Below are 19,764 nucleotides of genomic sequence, written 5' to 3'. Positions count from 1 at the left end.
ACCTTCTCATAGCGGAGACTAATTACGTAGACTCCTGCGGGAATTGCGCGAGCCGAAAATCCACTTTGCAACGTGTTCTTCTTTGCAAAGTTAGTTGAGGCCGTGCCCGCGGAAAGCGAAGTAATTAATCGGAGCATTGCCAATATACATCAAACATTTCAAAATAACTACTTGGCTTAACGCAGTCATTGCACTGATTTTATACTTTCTTAACTTAGAACAAAAGCGCAAGCGCCCAAATAGAAAAGTAGGAGCGAGTCAACGGAAGTAAAAGAATCACAATGAGCCTGTGAGCCGATGATGACTTAGAGTAGGGTGATTTGAGAAGTCGCCTCATTTCTGGGCGTTGGAGCTGGACGCAGCTCAACACGCGCCTATTTATCCACATGGTCTAATTTAATCATTTCCTATAATTTCACAGACTACTAGGAAAGGTTGATATAACCAGCCTTTTATACTGACTACTGGTTTTTTAATGTATAAAGTGAAACCTCAATCAGCGGGGTTTTGTTTATCCTCGCTGATTGTTCGTACCACAAGGGGATGATCTAAAGGTCTTTGAAGCAATCGGACATTTACTGGCAGTTGATCCCACATTATCCATATTGATTTCACTTTATTCCTTGAAATGGGGGCTTACTGCCAGTTATATCAATTATATGGGGAATAAATTGTCTAATTTAAGAGCGTATATATCACACACTGAAAGCAAGCTAATACCCTAGCTTTATGTTATTTTATTATTCCTTCTTCTTTTAACTGTTGGATTCGTTTCTTCCCCCAATCATACATCGATTCTACAATTGGTAATAAGGTATAGCCTAGTTCTGTCATAGAGTATTCCACTTTTGGTGGAGTTTCTGGATAGACTTTACGACTAACGATACCATCCTCTATGAGTTCTTTCAGCTGATTGGATAACGTTTTATGAGATATATTTTCAAACAATCGCTGCAAATCACTAAATCGATGTGGACCTTCCACACCTAAGTGCCATAGAATCACTACCTTCCATTTCCCACTTAAAATGGAAAGTGTCAGTTCCTTTTCACAATGATATTCGCCATTTTGTAATTTTAATTGTATTTCTTCACGCAATGAATTACACATCTAACAGCGTCTCCTTCTATTTCAACGACGTATTGATAATAAGATAAGGGGAAACCAATGGAATTTCAACTTTTATGATTAAAACGAAAACCATAAATCTACGTGAAAACATGCTCAGGCTTTGGTAATGTTATACGTAATAGGATAAAGTAAAACTTCAAACAGTGGGAGCTTTGTTTATTCCACCACTGATTGTTAGCACCAAAAGGGGATACCTAAAGGTGTTTGAATCAATCGGACATTTACTGGCAGTCAATCACCACATATCCATATTGGCTTCACTTTATTGCTTGAAATGGGGGAGTTTACTGCCAATAGGGAGAAAAATACTTCACATTAATTATTTCATAACCGAGAAACTATTACACGATGATAAACGTATTTTTATAAGAAGGGAGAATACAAGTCAGATAGTAATAATCTTTACTTTAAGAAGGGGAAATGTATGATGTATGAAGGCAAAATTATTAAGTTCTACCGCGAAAGGACTGGATTAACACAGGAGGAACTGGGAAGAGATATCTGCTCTGCTACCCATATTAGTAAAATTGAGCTTGGACAAACGCATTTCTCAAAAGATATAACGGAATTATTAGCGAAACGACTTAACATATCTATGCATGAAGAAATTCGCACATTTAAAGCCATCCAACAAAAATTAGAGAAATGGCATGAGTCTATTATTATGCAGCAAGAGGAAGAGGCAGATAGCTTAGCAGCAGAGCTAGAAGAAAGTGAATTAATTTATATCTCCGATTACAATAATTTATATAAACTTCTGAAAGCTCGTTTCTTACTTAGCAAAGAAAATGATCCAGGTACATTGAAAATAATCAAAAAATTACAAAATCAGAAACTTTCGCCATATGAATCAGGACTGCTTTACCACATTTGGGGCATTTATTATATCCGAAAACAAGAATACCTGAAAGCAATTAATGCATTAAAATCTATTAACAGTCATACATATCAAAACACAGATTATTATTATCATTTAGCAATCTCTTATTACTTTAATAATACAGACCTATTGGCCTATTCCTATGCCGAGAAAGCATTACATTATTTCAAGAGCTCCAATAATTTTCTACGAGTTATAGATACAGAGACATTGCTACTTGTTATCCAAAATAAACATGTACAATCAAATTTCACAGCTCGCTTAAAAAAATACGAGTCGCTTATTAAGAGTTGTGAACTTTGTCATACCGTAACAAGAAAAGCAATTGTCTTACACAATTTGGCTAATGATTATTTTAGAATGGAGGATTATCAGTTAGCTGCCACCTTGTTTAAGGATGCAATGAAAATAAAAAAAGTAAAATCAAAAAAATATTTAAACTCGCTAGAGGGATATATTCAAGCATGTATAAAGGGAAATCTATTAACGAAAGATGAACTGGTGAAATTATCGAAAGAAGGTTTAGCTGTATCTGAGGAACTTAAAGAATTACTCTATAGCTATCTTTTTACTCTTTTACTATACAAATTACAAGAAAAGCAAGAGCAATATTATTCCTATCTTGAAGAACAAGCCTTACCATTTTTCAGAAATTATGGACACGTCTATTCTGTAAACGTCTATGAAAAAGAGCTATTTTTTTATTACGATAAAACAAATCAATTAGATAAAGCAGTCCAATTAGCACATCATATGTTAAGTAATCAGCATTAAAAATCTGCAACAAAAGCGCAAGCGCCCGACTAGAAACGTAGCGACTAGAGCGAGTCAACAGAGAAAAAGGAATCACGGTCAGCCTGCGAGCCGATAATGACTTAGATTAGGACAATTCGTGAAGTCGCCTCGTTTCTGGGCGCTGGATCTGGACGCGGCTCAACACGCCTATTTATCAAATGGGCAAATTTTATAATTTCCTAGACTGTAAAAAAGCACTACACTCTCATTTTAGAGATGCAGTGCTTTCTAGTGTATTTATTCTTTTATTCTACTCCAACCGCATCATAAGCCCGATTCACTGCTTCGACTGCTGATGAGTTTTCTCCATATAGATCAGATGCTGCCTGAATTGCCGCTTGACGCATCATACTGAAGTCAGAAGTAGAAGTTAAATATTTCGTTAGTGCTCGGTAGTAGATTTGTTCTGTTTTTTCTCTACCAATTCCTTCTACTGTTACATCGTAATGGTTTCCGCCTTCGGCTACTAAATAAGCTGCCTTATTATTTATACTTGAATTAATATGCACGCCCCCATTGTCTTCTTCTCCAGTATAACGGTCATTATAATGATCTGGATAAGGGCCAGTAATCGCATTTTGTACAGAGGTAGGATCACTCATCGAACGCAGTGCATCCCCTTCAATATCTGGTGTGTAAATTTCCTCACCAATCTGCCAATCATCTCGATCAACCATTGCACCCATTATATCGGATAAAGATTCATTTAATGCACCGGATTCGTTTTCATACACTAAGCCAGCAGTTCTATCTGTAACTGCATGTGTTAGCTCATGGGCAATCACATCAAGTCCACCGGATAGAGGCAAGAAATTACGACCATCACCATCGCCATACATCATTAGCTTTCCATTCCAGGCTGCATTATTCCAAGCTTCTCCGACGTGAACAGAGGAAATAATTTTGGCACCCTCTCCATCAAAAGAGTCACGGTTAAACGTTTCTAAGTAGTAATCATATACCTTTCCAGCATTCACATGAGCATCGACTGCAGCTGGATCATTAAAGTACTTATGACCACTAGTTATTTCTTCACCCGTATACCCTAATAATATGGATAGGAGATGGAAGAGATAGAAGTCCATATTTTGTGCATCAAATGTATGCACACCATCCCCTCGTGTTTCATCAAAAAGAAGGTATTGGTCGTCATCTCCTAAAGCAATCTCAAACTTCTTCTTATCACCAAACACGCCTTTACCAAATCCAGTTACATGATCAATTGCATTTGCTTTATTTATAATCTCACCATTCGTTGCATCTATAAAGTAGTGCCAGTATCCAGGAGCTGGTTTCGACGTTGAAGCCTTTACGAGATACGAAAGATAAAATTTCCCATCATGTTCATAAATGAACTGTTCATTTGTCACCTCTCCATCATAATGTTCTACTTTGCCAATCTCCTGCTCAATGTCCTGCTTGGTAATTTCGACTGCATCCTCACCTGAAATCGAAGCCTTTGAAGGAATGTCCTTCTCTGCTAAATCAGGTACTACTTGACCAAAGTAAGCTTTTACATTGTCATTTTCATCTAAGGTAATGGTATGGTCAGATCCATATATTGGAACCCCGTTATGCTGTTCAATAAGCTTAATGTGATGTGTACCATTTTCATTATCTTTCTCTTCCTCAACCACTTTAAAGTGATCTTTCATATTCCCTTCTAATTTCAATTGCTTGCTACGATACTTAAGGTAGGCAAAAGCAACTTCCTTTTCAGATAGTTTTTTTGCTTTAGCTAAAGTATTCGGCGCTTTCCAGTTTTCAATGATATAAGAAGGCGTATTATATTGTTCATTATATTCTATCTTACTTTTTACATTTTCTTGTGCGAAGACATTAGTTCCCGCTGTCGTAAATCCTCCAAAAGCAACTGTCAGAGCCAACGTTGAAGAAATCAGTTTTCTTTTCAAGACGAATCCTCTCCTCTTTTAATAGATTAATAGAATGAAAAGATAATTACTTTTCTTCACCATCTGTTTGTGTAGCATTAAATGTCCATTCAAGGTTTAATTGATCACCTTGGAAGATGTTTTGGTCCTGTCCATTATCAACAAACTCAAATTCTACCCAAAGCTCATTCGTGTCTCCCACATCTAGACCACCATGCTGTTCCCATAATGGATCCCATATATCCTTTTTCACTACATCTGGATCCATGTTTTTCAACTCATACAAGGTAGTTTCAAAAATTGGCTCGCTCTCTTTATCCCAATTCCACATAAAGTTAACTTTAATATGCTGACCGAAATCGTCGCCTCCATTATCTCCAGAAGCGTCTACCACTTCATAATTAGTTAATAGATTCACAGTTTTGATATCGAGTGATCCTTCATTACCAAGTACAAATTCCTTTACCATCGTGTCTCCTGGCTTTAAATTAGTAATATCAATAATCGTAGTTGGATCAACAGATAAATCCAGTGTACCTGCTGCAAACGTATTATCTGTTACCTCTGTGTCACTAAAATATGCGTAAGTACCTCCAGCAATTAATGATAGCCCCAATGATGCAGTCACCACGCTCATGCCTAACTTTTTCTTCAGACTCATTAAACTTCCTCCCCTTTTATTATTTATTAATCCCCCATGCTTGTAAAACACAAGAGTATTAACCGAATATTGAGAAACATTTACGTAGGTTGCTCCTTCTTTGGATCTTCTATTCCTCTAATTGCTTGGAACATGGAAAAGAGTCCGTAGAGTAGCAGGATTACACCTGGTACAATTAATAATACCGCTGTACCTACTTTCGATTTTGCAAAGTTTAAAAGATATCCTACATAAGGAACAGTAAACCCTGTATACTCTCCGATGATATTTTGTGTTAATACAGGCTCCACATCTACACCGTCATTATTGTCACCCTTTGTCGTATATACCTGCTGTTCTTCTGCTTGTTTGACCTCGACAATACGGTGAGTAATCATTTTTTCTTCCTTTGTTCTAAACGTGATAACATCACCTTTTTTGTACATTGATTGCTCTGTTCCTGGTTTGATTGCGATAATTGATCCTGTTTGAAAGGTTGGCTCCATCGACCCAGATAATACGGATTTTATTTGATAACCAAAAATGGTCGATTCTTCTCCTTTCACTTTTGAAGTTATAACCGCAAATGCAAAGATAATGATCATAGCAATTAGCAAACATGACATGAATTTACGTAACAGATGTATCAACTTCTTCACAGTATTTCACCACCTTGATTTACTAATTATTTGGATATTGACACGAGATCTTTGGAGAGATGCAGCCTTTTCTTCGTTTTTTGTTGATTTATTACTTTTTTAGCTAATTCAATGAGTCGATCAGCTTCCTAGATGTCTACCACCTGATTCACATTGGTTTGAGACTTCTGTATAGCTTGTACTCCTTGCTCGATGTAGGTATATCCCAGTTAATTGGCAAGACTATCGTAAATATTCTTGTACCGTTTGTAGTACTTCTGCCATTCGTTGTTTATTTTGTTCTATTTCTCATTTGATTCTATCTTGCTTATGCCCCACTGATTGGTAGTACCACAAGGGGATCACCTAAAGGCCCTTGAACCAACTGGCAATTGATCCCTCACTATCCATATTGGTTTCTCTTTATTACTGGAAGTGGGAGGCTTACTGCCAGTATATCTGGGATAAACAAGTTACTACTTGTAAAGCAGGGATACCTTTAACATATTTCCAGCCTATTGTGATACTTCCGTACACTAACCCGACTTTTCTATAACTAAAACACCTTGTTGCTCTTCTTATTACTTAGAGTACACCTGCAAATCTAGCATGTAAATCGGGGGATTACTATGAAATAGACTGTCGGTTTTACCGATAAAAGAGGGAAAAATGTAGTGGAATATTAGCAAAAAACTGTCTATTTTAATTATTCTAATAATAACACCGATAAAAAAGACCTATATTTTTCCCCCATTCAGGAAATTACTCCTTCTATTCATCTATATCTTTTGAATTATAAATAATCATTGAGCATTTGCAGCAAGAATAAAGGAGCTGTCCAGATTTACAACGTTAAGGAAATTATAATATAAGGTACCACCAACATTTCGCAGAAAATATACGTTAAGAAACGGGAATTTATTTCATCCATCAATTTGCATAAATATCACATTATTTGTTAAATTTTGTTTTTTTGTGCTAATTTTATAAAAGAACAATCACTAACTAAACTAAAGGAGAGGTTTTATTTGAAAAATACATTTAGTATTATGTCATGGGCTCTAGTTTTGAGTTTTACCTTTTTATTACCCACCTCTGGAAGTGCAGAAGTTAGTTCTACAAAGAGCATAGAAAAGTTTAGTGAAATTAAAAATGCTGAAAAAATAATGGAAAGAGCATCTAAAGGGGAAACTGATTTAGATGTTGAAGGGATTGGTGTAAACAAATACACCAAAGAGGTTACAACATCAAAAGGTAATATCATTGAATATGATGTTACCGAATATATGACTGCGCAATTAATAGAAAAAAGAACCATGTCTAATGGTGACAACTCTGAAACTTATGCAGTTAATTTAATCGCCAGTTACGATGGCTCTCGTGGAGATAGTAAATGGGATGACTCATATGGCGTTCGTGCATCCTCAACAATATATATTGAGAAATCTACCTATTCCGGTACCGACTATTGGAGATTGATTCGATCTGAAGGTGGTTGGGATAGACAAGATTCAAGTCTTACCTTAACAAATCCTTATACAATCCAAGGTACCGTAGGGCAGAGTAGGGATGAGCTATACGAAAATCAAACAATAAATCGTGACATTAGTTATGCAGGTAGTTATGGTTTTGATGCTCCTTCGTATTGGGAACCTGTTAACTCGAAAGGTGTTTCAGCATGGGCTCCTCACGTCGGAGAAACCAGTCATGTAGATATATATAGAACTGACCCAAGCAATTCCTGGCATTTATCTCTAAATAATGAATATAAATAAAACATGAAATGACTAATATGGAATTGGTAGGGGTTATTTATGAAAAAGTTTTGTTTCATAATTATTTTAATCAGCTTTTTATTTGCTGCCTGTAATGAGTCAGAAGAGAACAAGGAATATGCTAGTTTTTTATCTGACGAAGAAGGGAAATATGCTTTATATGTGGTTTCTGATGACGCAATTACTTTTGAGGAGCTACAAGAAAATGATATAAATAACGTAAAGACTTTTACTCAAGAAAAAACAATGGAAGATGCAAGATTGGAAGAAATAGAGGAAGCTCCTACGTTTATAGTATTTGATACAAAAGACAAGGTTTATAAAACTAACAATAGAGATGATTTATTTAAATTTCTGCAAGAACATTAAATCATTTAAGGTATTCGGAGTATAGTATTGAAAGCCCTATTTAATAAATTAATGTTCATAGCATCGTAAATCGGATAATTGTGTGTAAAATCATAAATTGCATGTAATATCATTTATTTTTTCTGTATCCATGAAACTGATTAACTTTTAATGTAGTTTTCGTTATGAAAACTTTTACTTTCGAATCATAATTGTATTAAAATATCTGCAAATTTAAAGAATCACGTCCAAGTTTTCACTTGGGCGTTTTTACTTTTTACGCTGGACGTGACCAGTGTTAATGAGAATAATGTATGAAATTCAGATTCATTTCTTCAGCTTGGTTAAATTCATTCCAATTCGACTTTTATAAAGGAATACTTGATGGTTGACTCTCCCCTAAGAGGATAGCTTATAGTTCCTTTTATAAGAAATAAGGAGGGAAGAATATGTATGAACTAACTGTAAACGATGTTAGCAAATCTTTTGGCAAAAAGGTAGCCTTAAATAATGTATCTCTTAAAGTGAGAAAAGGTTCTATCTTCGGACTGATTGGTCCAAATGGTGCAGGGAAATCTACTTTGACCAGTATATTAGCTACTTTGACCTTGCCAAATGAGGGTACTGTCGAAATTTCGAATTTAGATGTTGTTTCCAAGGTGAATAAGGTTCGAAAAAAAGTTGGCGTCACTTTCCAACAAACAACTGTATTTTCGACAGGAACAGCTTGGGAAAACTTATGGATTGCCGGAAAAATGTATGGCATGAATACTACAAAAATAATGGAACGTGGAGAACACCTGTTAAAGCAATTTGATTTGTTTCAGGCATCCAACGATTTGGTTGGTACTTACTCAGATGGAATGAAAAGAAAATTGGATATAGCGATAAGTCTACTTCATACCCCTGATATCCTTTTACTAGATGAACCCACAGCTGGATTAGATCCAGAGTCGAGAACTACTCTGTGGCAAATAGTTACAAAAATTTCTCAAAATGAAGGAACGACAATTTTTGTAACGACACACTATTTAGAGGAACTTAATCACCTAGCAACTGAAATTGCATTAATCAACAATGGAAAGATACTTGATATTGGGACGCCAAAAGAGCTGATCAATAAACTTGCTGCTGATCAAATAGAAATCCACTATCGCAAATTGGATTTGGCCAACATTCATAAAATAGAAGCATATATTTCTAACCTAAAAGAGATAGTTCGTCATGAAATAAAACCAACAGTATTAACAATTATGACGAGTCATGGACAACAAATTTTATCTGAATTACTGAAATACTTAATTCAAAGTAATGTCGAAATTAAATTTAGTGAATTGAAGCAGGCAACGTTAAATGACGTTTATTTAGCAAACTTTAATGAGAAGGAGGCAGAACTATGAATAACATGGCATTCGCTTTATTATTAGCAAAAAAGAGGCTAACACCGCTAATGAAAAATCCAATAGCAATTATCATTTCAATGTTCCAGCCATTGATTTTCCTAGTGCTGTTTGGCACGATATTTTCATGCATATCTTCCGTAAGTGGGTTTGAAGAATCCAATTATGTATCGTATATTTTACCAGGAATTTTGATCATGAATGCTCTATTTGGCGGAATATATCTAGGAATGAGTACATTAGATGATATGAGAGAAGGAATATTTAACCGATATTTAATCGCCCCGAAGAATAACCTGATTTTCATCATTGGTGATTTAGTCTACATTTTCACGTTTCAATTGATCCAATCCACTTTGCTAATAATTATTAGCTATTTTATGGGATTTAGACTCCCAATGGGAATAGTTCCACCAATTCTTTTTCTTGTTACACCAGCATTATTCTCATGTTTAATTGGAGCTATTTCAATTGGAATAGCCGCTCTGACAAAAAAGCACACAACAATGATTACAGTCATGCAGTTTTTCTCTTTTCCATTGATTTTCTTGTCTTCTGCCTTTATGCCGACCAATTTATTGCCAAAGTGGATAAGTATTCTATCAAAAATAAATCCAGTTGACTGGGTAGTTAGAGCATCACAATCCACTTTCAACCATTCGCCCGCAATCAGCTACTATTTATTAATTATTTTATGTGTCGTTATAGCTACTTCCTTTTGTAAATTCACATATGATGTTCAAAGAAAAAAGTGAAATAAATGTGTTGACTCTTACCTTAGAGGATACTTTAGTATAAAGAGCATTGAAAGGAGAAGAAAAAATGTTTACCGTTCATGAAGTTGCAAAACTAGCTCATACAACAGTAAAGACTTTACACCATTATCACAAAATAGGTCTTTTGATTCCGGAGCAAACGACAGAAGCCGGCTATCGCCTATATGGAAAAAAAGATTTAGAACGATTACAGCAAATACTTTTTTACAAAGAATTGCATTTTCCTCTCAAGGAAATTAAACAATTATTAGATGGCGAAATCAACAGGAAAAATACGTTGATTCAGCAAAAATATTTACTAGAACAAAAAATTGATCGTTTTAAAGGTCTAATCAAAACAATCAATTCCTCTCTTAAAAATGCTAAAGAAGGAGTCGATATAGATATGGAAACTATGTTTAAAGGTTTTGAAACTGAAGAAGAATGGCAAGAAGTCTTAAAAGACCAAAATGAACACTTGAAAAAAGAATATGACTTTGACTTGTCGAATAAAACAATTGATGTGGAATCAATGAATGACTCTGCCATGGAAGCACAGTCATTTAATGAAGATATGATTCAGTTCTTACAAGATGGTTTCTCTCCGAATAATTCAAAAGTTTTGGATCGTGTAAAGAAACATTTAGCCTTTTTAGAAAAAAAAGATCATCCATCAACACCGCAAGACTTTCTAAATCAAACAGAGCATTTCATCGTTGACGACTTTCATAGAGATATGCTTGAGAAATGGCAAGTGGGTTACACTTATTTTCTAAACAAAGTAGCAGCTAGTTATTTGTCAAGTATTAAATAGAACCAATACCAAATAACACAAATGGATGGTATTCATTTGTAAATTTTGATTCCCTTACATCTGATTCGACCAAAGATATGATATTTACGAAATCCAAGGGCTGTTTCGACAGCTCTTTTTGAATTTCTTTCTATAATATAGGTAAAAATGAAGTATTCTAAAAGAAGAAAATATAATTAACCTACCAAACTTAAAAATTCTTGATATGAAAGAGAGTAAATATGATTATAGATTCCTAGTAATTCGTTCCGTTACTAATAGACTAATAAATTGGATTCAAGAAACCAGTTTTGAAAAGACATTCACCAATGTTGCAGACGATATAGGCGTTGACGAAAAAGCTGTACGAAACAACTTTGTAGTTGAGCTTGAAGCTCAAACAGATATTAGAACTCCTAAATGGCTTGGTATTGATGAAGTGCATTTACTCAAAAACTATCGTTGTGTTATCACAGACGTTGAAAACAAATATCAACTCGCCTGTATCCGTATCTAAATTCCCTGTTGGTCCATCGGCTAGTAACCAACTTGGTTCATGTACTAATGCACGGGCAATTGCTACACGCTGCTGCTGACCTCCTGATAGCTGTGAAGGTAAAGCATGGAGCTTATCAGCTAAACCCACTTGTGATAATAAGGACTCTGCTCTTTCTTTTTTGTTGTAGGAAACTTTTCGTGAAAACAATGGAGACATTACATTTTCTAGGGCTGTTAATGCAGGTAATAGGTGAAATTGTTGAAAGATAAAGCCAATATGCTCAAACCGAAAATCGGCTAACCGGTTTTGACTATATTTATGAATAGATTCGTTTCTATAGATTATCTCTCCTTCTGAAGGCACATCCAGTGCTCCAATCAAGCTAAGTAATGTCGATTTCCCAGAGCCTGACGGTCCAACAATGGCAACAAGCTCTCCTTCAACAAAACAGGTATTAATTTTCTCCAGAGCAAATGTTTCCACACCATCTCCTTTAAAAACCTTACTTACATTTACACATCCTAACTTCTGCACTTCATCCCCTCCCTTTTTATAATTTTCAATATATTTAAACTATAGCACAATTGCCTTAGGAATATATACATAGGGCGAAAATTTATATATAAAACGATTCATCATTACAAGTTATTAATTGATATTACAATTAATAACTTGTGTAATGAATTATCCGGTTTTACAATACTAGGATTCTTTACTTAATAGTTTCCCCTATTTCATTTGTTAATGACGAAATATTAATACAATTATCAAAGTTAAAACTTAACTTAGGTCTATTGAATCAAAATTTAGATATTTCTGTTAATTAACTTGAAAATATTTGTTATAACAAATATGATAGATATACACCAAAACATGCATGTTGGATTTTACAAAACTATGAAAGCGCTTCTCATTATGTATTTTAAAAAGAGAGGGAGATTATCGTAGTGAATCTATTAAAACAAGCAAACAAGTTTTTCATTTTTTTCATCTTTGGTTTACTCGTCTTTACAAGCATGCCAACACAGAATAGTTTCATTCAAGCAGCAGAGACAAACGATTACAAAATTATTGGCTACTATCCATCATGGGCAGCATATGGTAGAGACTATCAAGTATGGGATATGGATGCTTCGAAGGTAAGTCATATCAACTATGCATTTGCAGATATTTGCTGGGATGGTCGACACGGAAACCCTGATCCTGCTGGACCAAATCCACAAACATGGGCATGTCAGGATGAGAATGGCAATATGGACGCCCCTAATGGAACTATTGTAATGGGAGATCCTTGGATTGATGCCCAAAAAACAAATCCAGGTGATAATTGGGATGACCCATTAAAAGGAAATTTCAAGCAACTTATTAAACTAAAAGAACAAAATCCCCATTTAAAAACTCTAATTTCTATTGGAGGATGGACTTGGTCGAACCGTTTTTCAGATGTAGCTGCTGACCCTGTAACAAGAGAGCAATTTGCCAATTCAGCAGTTGACTTTATTCGAAATTATGGTTTTGATGGCGTTGATATTGACTGGGAATATCCTGTTAGTGGTGGGCTACCTGGAAATAGTACACGTCCAGAAGATAAACAAAACTATGTATTACTTCTCCAAGAGGTTCGTGAGAAATTAGATGCTGCTGAAGCAGAAGATGGAACAGAGTATTTACTTACTATTGCTTCGGGTGCAAGTAATGAATATGTTGAAAACAATGAACTAGGTCAAATTGCAGACATTGTGGACTGGATTAATATTATGACGTATGACTTTAACGGTGGATGGCAAACACAAAGCGGTCATAATGCACCTCTTTATTTTGATCCAGCCGCAGAAGCTGCAGGTCTTCCTAAAGCAGATACCTTTAACGTACAAAGCGCTGTGACACGACATATAAATGATGGAGTTCCAGCTAATAAGTTAGTTTTAGGAACACCGTTTTATGGTAGAGGTTGGAGCGATTGTGATGCAGCTAATAATGGAGAATATCAGAATTGTTCACCGGCAACAGAAGGAACTTGGGAAAATGGCACTTTTGACTTTAGCGATTTAGAAGATAACTATATAAATAAGAATGGTTACCAACGATATTGGAATGACAAAGCAAAGGTACCTTATTTATATAATGCTTCAAACGGAAATTTTATAACGTATGATGATGAAGAATCCTTTGGATATAAAACAGATTTCATTAAGTCTGAAGGACTTGCAGGCGCTATGTTTTGGGACTATAGTGGAGATGTAAATCAAACGCTAGTGACTACATTGGCAAACAACTTAAATTTCACAGGTGATGGAGGAGATCCAAATCCACCTGCATTAGCTCCGCAGAATGTTAATGCTAGTAATGTAACAGCGTCTAGCATCGATCTATCATGGGAGGCTCCTACAGAATCTTCTTCTATTGTGGAATATGTCATTCAATTTAATAATCAAGAAATATCAACAGCATCATTATCTACAAAATTAGAAAACCTACAGTCAGGTACTTCTTATACGATTACCGTTTCTTCAAAGGATGCGGATGGAAAGCTTTATTCAGCCGCCCCATTGACTGTCTCTACAAGTGATCAAGGAGGAACATGTGATTATCCTGCTTGGAATGGAGGAGACACGTACGTTGGCGGAGATCGTGTACAACATAATGGCAATATATATGAAGCCAAATGGTGGACAAAAGGCGATGAACCAGGAACAACTGGTGACTGGGGACCATGGAAGGTAGTTGAGAACTGTAAGTAACCCTCAGTAATCCCAATCCATCCCACGGAGCAATTCTCCGTGGGATATTTTTTATTCCGCATATAACTGGCAGTAAGACCCCCACTTCAAACAATAAAGAGAAACCAATATGGGGAAGTGAGGATAAACAAAATCTCCACTGATTGAAGTTACACATCACAGACCTTTACAAGAGAAGACCTGCTTGATGCAATTTGGCCAATGGTGCCACCAACAGATAGGACAGTCGATGATCAATCAATCGTATTAGAAAAAAGTTAAATCCCCTATCTAGATGGGTGTGTATCGAAACTGCTTAAACTGCAAAGACCAATACATCAGAGTCCTCTACTAAACGGTGCAGAAGTATCCTCCAATGTGAACATGCTTTTTTACAAATATCATTTGTGATGCCTTTAAGTTACTTGAGGATCATCAGGCAGTATTCGGGTTTGAGCTTGATTTGTCGAGTCGCCTTTACCTTCATTTCATGAATGGCTATTTTAAATGGCTTTTAAATGCGGAAGAAATCTCCTTTTGGAAAAATACACTACGTGTTATTCCCTTCTTTACTAAAGACAAAAATTTCTATTGTCTATACTTTGCACCGAATCATTATAAAATCGGGCATTTTAACAATAAAATCGCTTCCCCTATATAGCTTATGAAAGATATTTCTAATTAACATTTATGCATAGAGATCCGATATAGTAAGTGACATCGAGGGAGGATTTTAAATGGTAAAAACAATGAAGATATCAGAATTACTTATAGGTTATAAGAATAAGGAATTCTCACCTACTGAAATAACAAAGCTATTTTTAGAGAGAATCGAACATGTGAATAAGAAATTAAATGCCTTTATTACTGTTTCTGATGAACATGCTTTAAAACAGGCTAAACTTGCGGAAGAAAACTGGATGAAGGGTTATCAATCATCTGTTTTGCAGGGGGTTCCAATTTCTTATAAAGATTTAATTAATACACAAGGAATTAGAACAACAAACGGTTCACATATAGATAAAGCATACTTTCCCCAAGAGGATGCTTATGTTGTACAGAAATTAGAAACCGCAGGAGCTATTAATTTGGGTAAAAATAACTTACACGAATATGCTTTTGGTATCACTTCTTCCAATCCATTCTACGGCAGTGTAAAGAACCCTTGGAAAACAGATCATATCCCTGGCGGTTCAAGTGGTGGATCAGGAGTAGCTGTAGCTGCTAACTTAGGTCTTGCTTCGATTGGAACAGATACTGGTGGGTCAATTCGTATCCCTGCATCTGCATGTGGTGTAGTCGGCTTAAAACCTACCGTTAATAACATAAGCACAAAAGGAATCAAGGGTATTTCTTGGTCATTGGATCACGTTGGTCCATTAACACAAGATGTAACTGACTTAGCCATTATCATGGAAGGATTAACCGACCGTCGATATAGCGAACATTGTAAAAGTGATATTCGTGGTATGCGCATTGGTGTACCTACTAATTTCTTCACTGACCACGTGGAACCCGAAATTACAAAAGCCTATCAAAACAGTTTACTTGAGCTAGAAAAGCTTGGTGCTATTATAATTGATATTGAACTTCCATTTGCTGAGGCTGCAAGCAACAGCGTTTTTACCATTGCTTTAGCAGAAGGTGCATCGATTCACGAGACTACGCTACACACACAACAGGATGACTACGGAAATGATGTAAAAGCTCACCTACTAAATGGCACAGCAATTGGAGCTACTGACTATATCAAGGCTTTAAATATACAAAAGGAAGCTATTAATCAGCTTGATCATGTATTAATGGATATTGATTTGATAGCTACGCCAACATTACCTGTAAGCCCTAAACCAATCGGAATTGAACATGTTGAAACAGATGGATTGGAGGAAGATATTTTCACATGTATGACTCGATTTACACGATTATTTAGTTTGACAGGACATCCAGCCTTATCCATTCCTGTGGGTACAACAACTGATAACCTACCAATCGGTCTGCAATTGGTTAGTAAATATCATCAAGAACCATTATTAATCCGTGCAGGCTTCGCTTTTGAAGAAGCTTGTCTTTCTGATTTTTATAAGCAGCGATCCTTTATCGCAGAAAACATATAGAATGGAGTGAAATCATGCAAACATCAATTCAAATTGATTCAGAAATCCTTAAAAAGGTAGTAGAGCTTGGACCATTAATCAAAGAGCTTTTGCAAAACGAAAACATCCTAATCGGCATCGTCGATTTAGAAAAGTATTTATACTACGCTCCAGGCACAACCTTGGATGCCAAAGTAGCTATTGGTGATCCTTTTTTTGAACATGACTTGTTTGGTCAAGTAATTAAAAATCGTAAACGAACCGTTATCAAAACACCACCCGAATATGGGGCACCATTTAAAGGCGTAGGTATCCCCATTTTTGATAACAATGAAATCGTTGGCTGTATTGGTATTGGCATTAGCTTAGATCAAGAATATGAATTTCTTGAGATTATTCAATCATTGGAAGAGCTAGCAGATAATGTACAAGGAAAAGCCCATACGATGCTTTCACAAACAGAAGAATTATCCGCAACCGTCCAACAAATAGCCGCCCACTCGGAAAATGTGGAAAAAAATTCGGGTGAAATTCATGATGTTACTGGATTTATTAATAAAATCTCCGAGCAATCAAATTTACTCGGGCTTAACGCTGCGATTGAAGCAGCAAGAGCTGGAGAACATGGCAAAACCTTTTCTGTCGTTGCTAAAGAAATACGGAAAATGGCTCAGGATTCCTCGGAAGCTACCGATAAAATCAGCAATGTATTAGCAGAGATCATGTCAAATATTGAACAGACTACTGAGCAATTATCTGATATAGCTCAAGCAGTTCAAAGTCAGGAAGGAGAAGCAGAAACCTTCTCACAAATGACGGAGGAATTAAACGAAATGACGAATAAGCTGAAGAAGCATATTGAAGTATTAACAAATAACTGACAATGAAAAAAGCGTCCCTACAGAATAGTATGTAAGGACGCTTTTTTCTTATTTTCTTTACAGCAAAGATTATTTTCCTACTAACACAAAGACATTCTCGTCTGGTGCTTGCATAACCGTAACATGACCACGTAACGTGAAACTTCAATCAGTGGGGGTTTTGTTTCCCCCACTGATTGTTCGTACCACAAGGGTATCACCTAAAGGCTTTTGAACAATCGGACACTTAACTGACAGTCGATCGCTCACTTATCCATATTGGTTTCACTTTTTTGCTTGAAATGGGGCCTTACTGCCAGTTATGTATGGGATAAAACCTTTTTACTTCAGCTTCTTAATTTGCTTATCTATGTTTTCGGTTTTACTCTTCTTTTCATCTTTATCTAAAGCGTCATTAGCTTTAATCAGCTCTTTTTCTTTTTGTAGACTTTTTATTTGCAGGTCTTTATTTTTTAATGCCTTGGCAATTTTAAGTGCCTCTTTCGGTTTATTTATTTGAATATAACTTTGAGCGGCTAAAGATTTTGCCCGGTTATTATCAGCGATTTCCTTATAAATTTCCAATACCTGCTTATAGTCTTTATTTAACCACGCTTGCTCTATCTTAACTTGTGGTTGATCCGATTTAATAGAAAGAATTTTTTGATTTGCTTCCTCACTATTAAGGGCTAATAATTTTACCACTACTTCACCCTCATAAGACTTGTTCAAATCTAAAGCCTTGGACAAGCTTTCTAATGTATTCAATTGGATATATTGTCCTGCCAGTACCTTATTAGCATTCTCATCAAGTGATTGGACACTTTCCAATGCAGCTATGGCTTCTTCCGTCTCACCAGAAATAACGAACTGATATCCTTTGATTATTGCTTCTTTCTGTTCTAGTTCTTTTTGTAATGTTTTATTCTCATCCTGTTGCTCATCAAGTTCACTAGTCGTAGCGGAAGCAGCCTTCGTGCTTGGTACTACCTTGCCAGCATAGACAAATAGCATTCCTAATAAAATACCAACAGTTACACCGATAATTAACGATTTTCTTTCTACCTTCAGTTTAGAACGATTTAAGGATGGTAATTTTTTTGAAGCTATTTTTTCTTTATCTTCAAATTTATTCGTAATAGGTTGTTGATTCACCTGAGAAGGTTCCAGTGCCTTTCTTAATTGCTCTATTGAGGCCGCTGCTTGAATACGCTGGACTATATCTTGATCAATTGCATGTGTGGCCGTATTACCAGTAGTGAATAAATACAAAAATACATTTTTTAAATCTTGAAGTAATTGGAATGATGTATATTCCTCAGGTGGTAATACAGAACGTATACCTCGATGGGCAAATTTTATGTTTCCCTCATTATTAGCATAAATATTATCTGGATGAACTAAGGTCGTGTATTGTGTTCCAAATAAATTGTCCACCGTTAATATACTACGTGCTAATTTACATTTAAATTCCCTATTTGATGATACATAACTAGTTAAGGACTTGAATCCATGATCAATTTGATAATGGATTTGAACCATCGATTCTTCAATATTATATTGTCTGCAGGTTAAAAATAATTCACTGTCTCTTTTTAACTCTTCTAATTGTTCATCTGCTAAAATATTCGTCTTTTCCTTCGCTATTTCGAAGGTTACAGTATCCATAGTCTTCCTTAAGCTTCCATCTTTTATTTCAAATCGGTCAGTCACCATATCACCCCTTATTTCTTATTAGCCAAACTTTTTCGTCCGCTCTCTCCAAGATAATTTTACTTTTTTTAGTGCAGCTATTACATGTTCAATGGAATTAAATCGTTTCTCAGCATCCGTCTCTGTCAACTTCAAAATAACCTTTACAAAGGATTTTGGAGCGCGCTCATTTAATATACTTTTATTCGTTGTGGTATATATATTTTCTCCATCAGAAATGAGATAAAATAATGTAGCACCTAAAGAAAATAAATCAGAGCGTTTATCAATAACACCTTTCTCAAATTGTTCCGGTGCAGCAAATCCTATTGTACCCAAAGCAGATGACCGTTGTGATTCATTTTCAAAAACGGAAGTTCCAAAGTCTATTAAATGAATGGTATTATCCTTCGTTAATAAAATATTAGAAGGCTTTATATCTCGTATAACAATAGACGGATGCTTCCTGTGGAAAACCTGGATGATATCAGCTATCTTCCTGCCAATTTCGAGTACTTCATCCCATTGAAATCTTCTATTCCTTTGTTCTATGAAATCAGCTAAATTCGTACCATTGAATTTTTCCATGATAATTGCTTTATAATGATCCTGAATCGTTACAATATCAAATAATGTCGGAACATTCGTATGATCGATAGCTGCTAATATTTTCGCTTCATTGGTAATTTGATTCGTAAACAATGTCGTAGGTTGTTTAACTACTTTTAATACTGCTATTTGTTTTTTCGGACCTACAACTTCATAAAGCTGCGATGTTCCGCCTTCACGAAAAAAGCTTTTTACTCTGTATTTGCCATTAATACGATGATTCTTGATAACCTTCATGACT

At 35.6% G+C, this 19,764-nt stretch carries 16 protein-coding genes; 9 read left to right on the top strand and 7 right to left on the bottom strand.

What is annotated here, in order from left to right:
• Nucleotides 1-732: 732 nt before the first annotated feature.
• Nucleotides 733-1,110: a winged helix-turn-helix transcriptional regulator gene (locus RVS70_RS13430; protein WP_121604583.1), complete on the bottom strand. Its 378-nt coding sequence runs from the start codon at nucleotides 1,108-1,110 to the stop codon at nucleotides 733-735.
• Between the two features lie 448 nt (nucleotides 1,111-1,558).
• Here RVS70_RS13430 and RVS70_RS13425 point away from each other — a divergent pair, with 448 nt between their 5' ends.
• Nucleotides 1,559-2,785, top strand: coding sequence for a helix-turn-helix domain-containing protein (locus tag RVS70_RS13425; protein ID WP_026683217.1), 1,227 nt, complete (start codon nucleotides 1,559-1,561; stop codon nucleotides 2,783-2,785).
• Nucleotides 2,786-3,051: 266 nt separating this feature from the next.
• Here the strand turns inward: RVS70_RS13425 and RVS70_RS13420 are convergent, their stop codons facing one another.
• From RVS70_RS13420 to sipW, 3 genes are all read right to left on the bottom strand, one after another.
• A complete protein-coding gene (locus tag RVS70_RS13420; protein WP_166530370.1) occupies nucleotides 3,052-4,719 on the bottom strand; it encodes a M4 family metallopeptidase in 1,668 nt (555 codons plus the stop codon).
• Between the two features lie 46 nt (nucleotides 4,720-4,765).
• Complete coding sequence (locus RVS70_RS13415; RefSeq protein WP_026683215.1) at nucleotides 4,766-5,359, bottom strand: CalY family protein; 594 nt, start codon at nucleotides 5,357-5,359, stop codon at nucleotides 4,766-4,768.
• A gap of 80 nt (nucleotides 5,360-5,439) precedes the next feature.
• Nucleotides 5,440-5,997 carry a signal peptidase I SipW gene (sipW, locus tag RVS70_RS13410; protein WP_414617179.1) on the bottom strand — a complete coding sequence of 186 codons (558 nt, stop codon included), beginning with the start codon at nucleotides 5,995-5,997 and terminating at the stop codon, nucleotides 5,440-5,442.
• 1,007 nt (nucleotides 5,998-7,004) lie between these two features.
• Between sipW and RVS70_RS13405 the strand changes: the two genes are divergently transcribed.
• From RVS70_RS13405 to RVS70_RS13385, 5 genes are all read left to right on the top strand, one after another.
• A complete protein-coding gene (locus RVS70_RS13405) occupies nucleotides 7,005-7,751 on the top strand; it encodes a hypothetical protein (RefSeq protein WP_205389586.1) in 747 nt (248 codons plus the stop codon).
• A gap of 39 nt (nucleotides 7,752-7,790) precedes the next feature.
• Nucleotides 7,791-8,120 (top strand): hypothetical protein, encoded by a 330-nt coding sequence (locus tag RVS70_RS13400; protein ID WP_026683212.1) that lies wholly within the window; start codon nucleotides 7,791-7,793, stop codon nucleotides 8,118-8,120.
• A gap of 428 nt (nucleotides 8,121-8,548) precedes the next feature.
• Nucleotides 8,549-9,499 carry an ABC transporter ATP-binding protein gene (locus RVS70_RS13395; RefSeq protein ID WP_321133666.1) on the top strand — a complete coding sequence of 317 codons (951 nt, stop codon included), beginning with the start codon at nucleotides 8,549-8,551 and terminating at the stop codon, nucleotides 9,497-9,499.
• Nucleotides 9,496-10,254 (top strand): ABC transporter permease, encoded by a 759-nt coding sequence (locus RVS70_RS13390; protein WP_321133664.1) that lies wholly within the window; start codon nucleotides 9,496-9,498, stop codon nucleotides 10,252-10,254. Before RVS70_RS13395 ends, RVS70_RS13390 begins: the two co-directional genes overlap by 4 nt.
• 67 nt (nucleotides 10,255-10,321) lie before the next feature.
• Nucleotides 10,322-11,068: a MerR family transcriptional regulator gene (locus RVS70_RS13385; protein WP_026683209.1), complete on the top strand. Its 747-nt coding sequence runs from the start codon at nucleotides 10,322-10,324 to the stop codon at nucleotides 11,066-11,068.
• A 424-nt stretch (nucleotides 11,069-11,492) separates the two neighbouring features.
• Here the strand turns inward: RVS70_RS13385 and RVS70_RS13380 are convergent, their stop codons facing one another.
• Nucleotides 11,493-12,080 (bottom strand): ABC transporter ATP-binding protein, encoded by a 588-nt coding sequence (locus tag RVS70_RS13380; RefSeq protein ID WP_321133661.1) that lies wholly within the window; start codon nucleotides 12,078-12,080, stop codon nucleotides 11,493-11,495.
• 482 nt (nucleotides 12,081-12,562) lie between these two features.
• Between RVS70_RS13380 and RVS70_RS13375 the strand changes: the two genes are divergently transcribed.
• From RVS70_RS13375 to RVS70_RS13365, 3 genes are all read left to right on the top strand, one after another.
• The gene (locus RVS70_RS13375; protein WP_121605857.1) at nucleotides 12,563-14,287 is read left to right on the top strand and encodes a glycosyl hydrolase family 18 protein; all 1,725 of its coding nucleotides are present in this window, start codon (nucleotides 12,563-12,565) and stop codon (nucleotides 14,285-14,287) included.
• Nucleotides 14,288-15,003: 716 nt separating this feature from the next.
• On the top strand, nucleotides 15,004-16,383 hold the full coding sequence (locus RVS70_RS13370) for an amidase (protein WP_321133659.1): 1,380 nt from the start codon (nucleotides 15,004-15,006) through the stop codon (nucleotides 16,381-16,383).
• Nucleotides 16,384-16,397: 14 nt separating this feature from the next.
• A complete protein-coding gene (locus RVS70_RS13365; protein WP_026683206.1) occupies nucleotides 16,398-17,243 on the top strand; it encodes a methyl-accepting chemotaxis protein in 846 nt (281 codons plus the stop codon).
• A 321-nt stretch (nucleotides 17,244-17,564) separates the two neighbouring features.
• Here RVS70_RS13365 and RVS70_RS13360 read toward each other — a convergent pair whose 3' ends face one another.
• Both RVS70_RS13360 and RVS70_RS13355 read right to left on the bottom strand, forming a co-directional pair.
• Nucleotides 17,565-18,935, bottom strand: coding sequence for a type VII secretion protein EssB/YukC (locus RVS70_RS13360; RefSeq protein WP_321133657.1), 1,371 nt, complete (start codon nucleotides 18,933-18,935; stop codon nucleotides 17,565-17,567).
• A 21-nt stretch (nucleotides 18,936-18,956) separates the two neighbouring features.
• A complete protein-coding gene (locus tag RVS70_RS13355; RefSeq protein ID WP_026683204.1) occupies nucleotides 18,957-19,760 on the bottom strand; it encodes a serine/threonine-protein kinase in 804 nt (267 codons plus the stop codon).
• Nucleotides 19,761-19,764: the final 4 nt, after the last annotated feature.

The sequence above is a fragment of the Virgibacillus sp. M23 genome, assembly GCF_034190895.1.
In the GTDB taxonomy this organism is placed as follows: Bacteria; Bacillota; Bacilli; order Bacillales; family Amphibacillaceae; genus Virgibacillus; species Virgibacillus salarius.
This window is presented reverse-complemented; position numbering and strand designations above follow the sequence as displayed.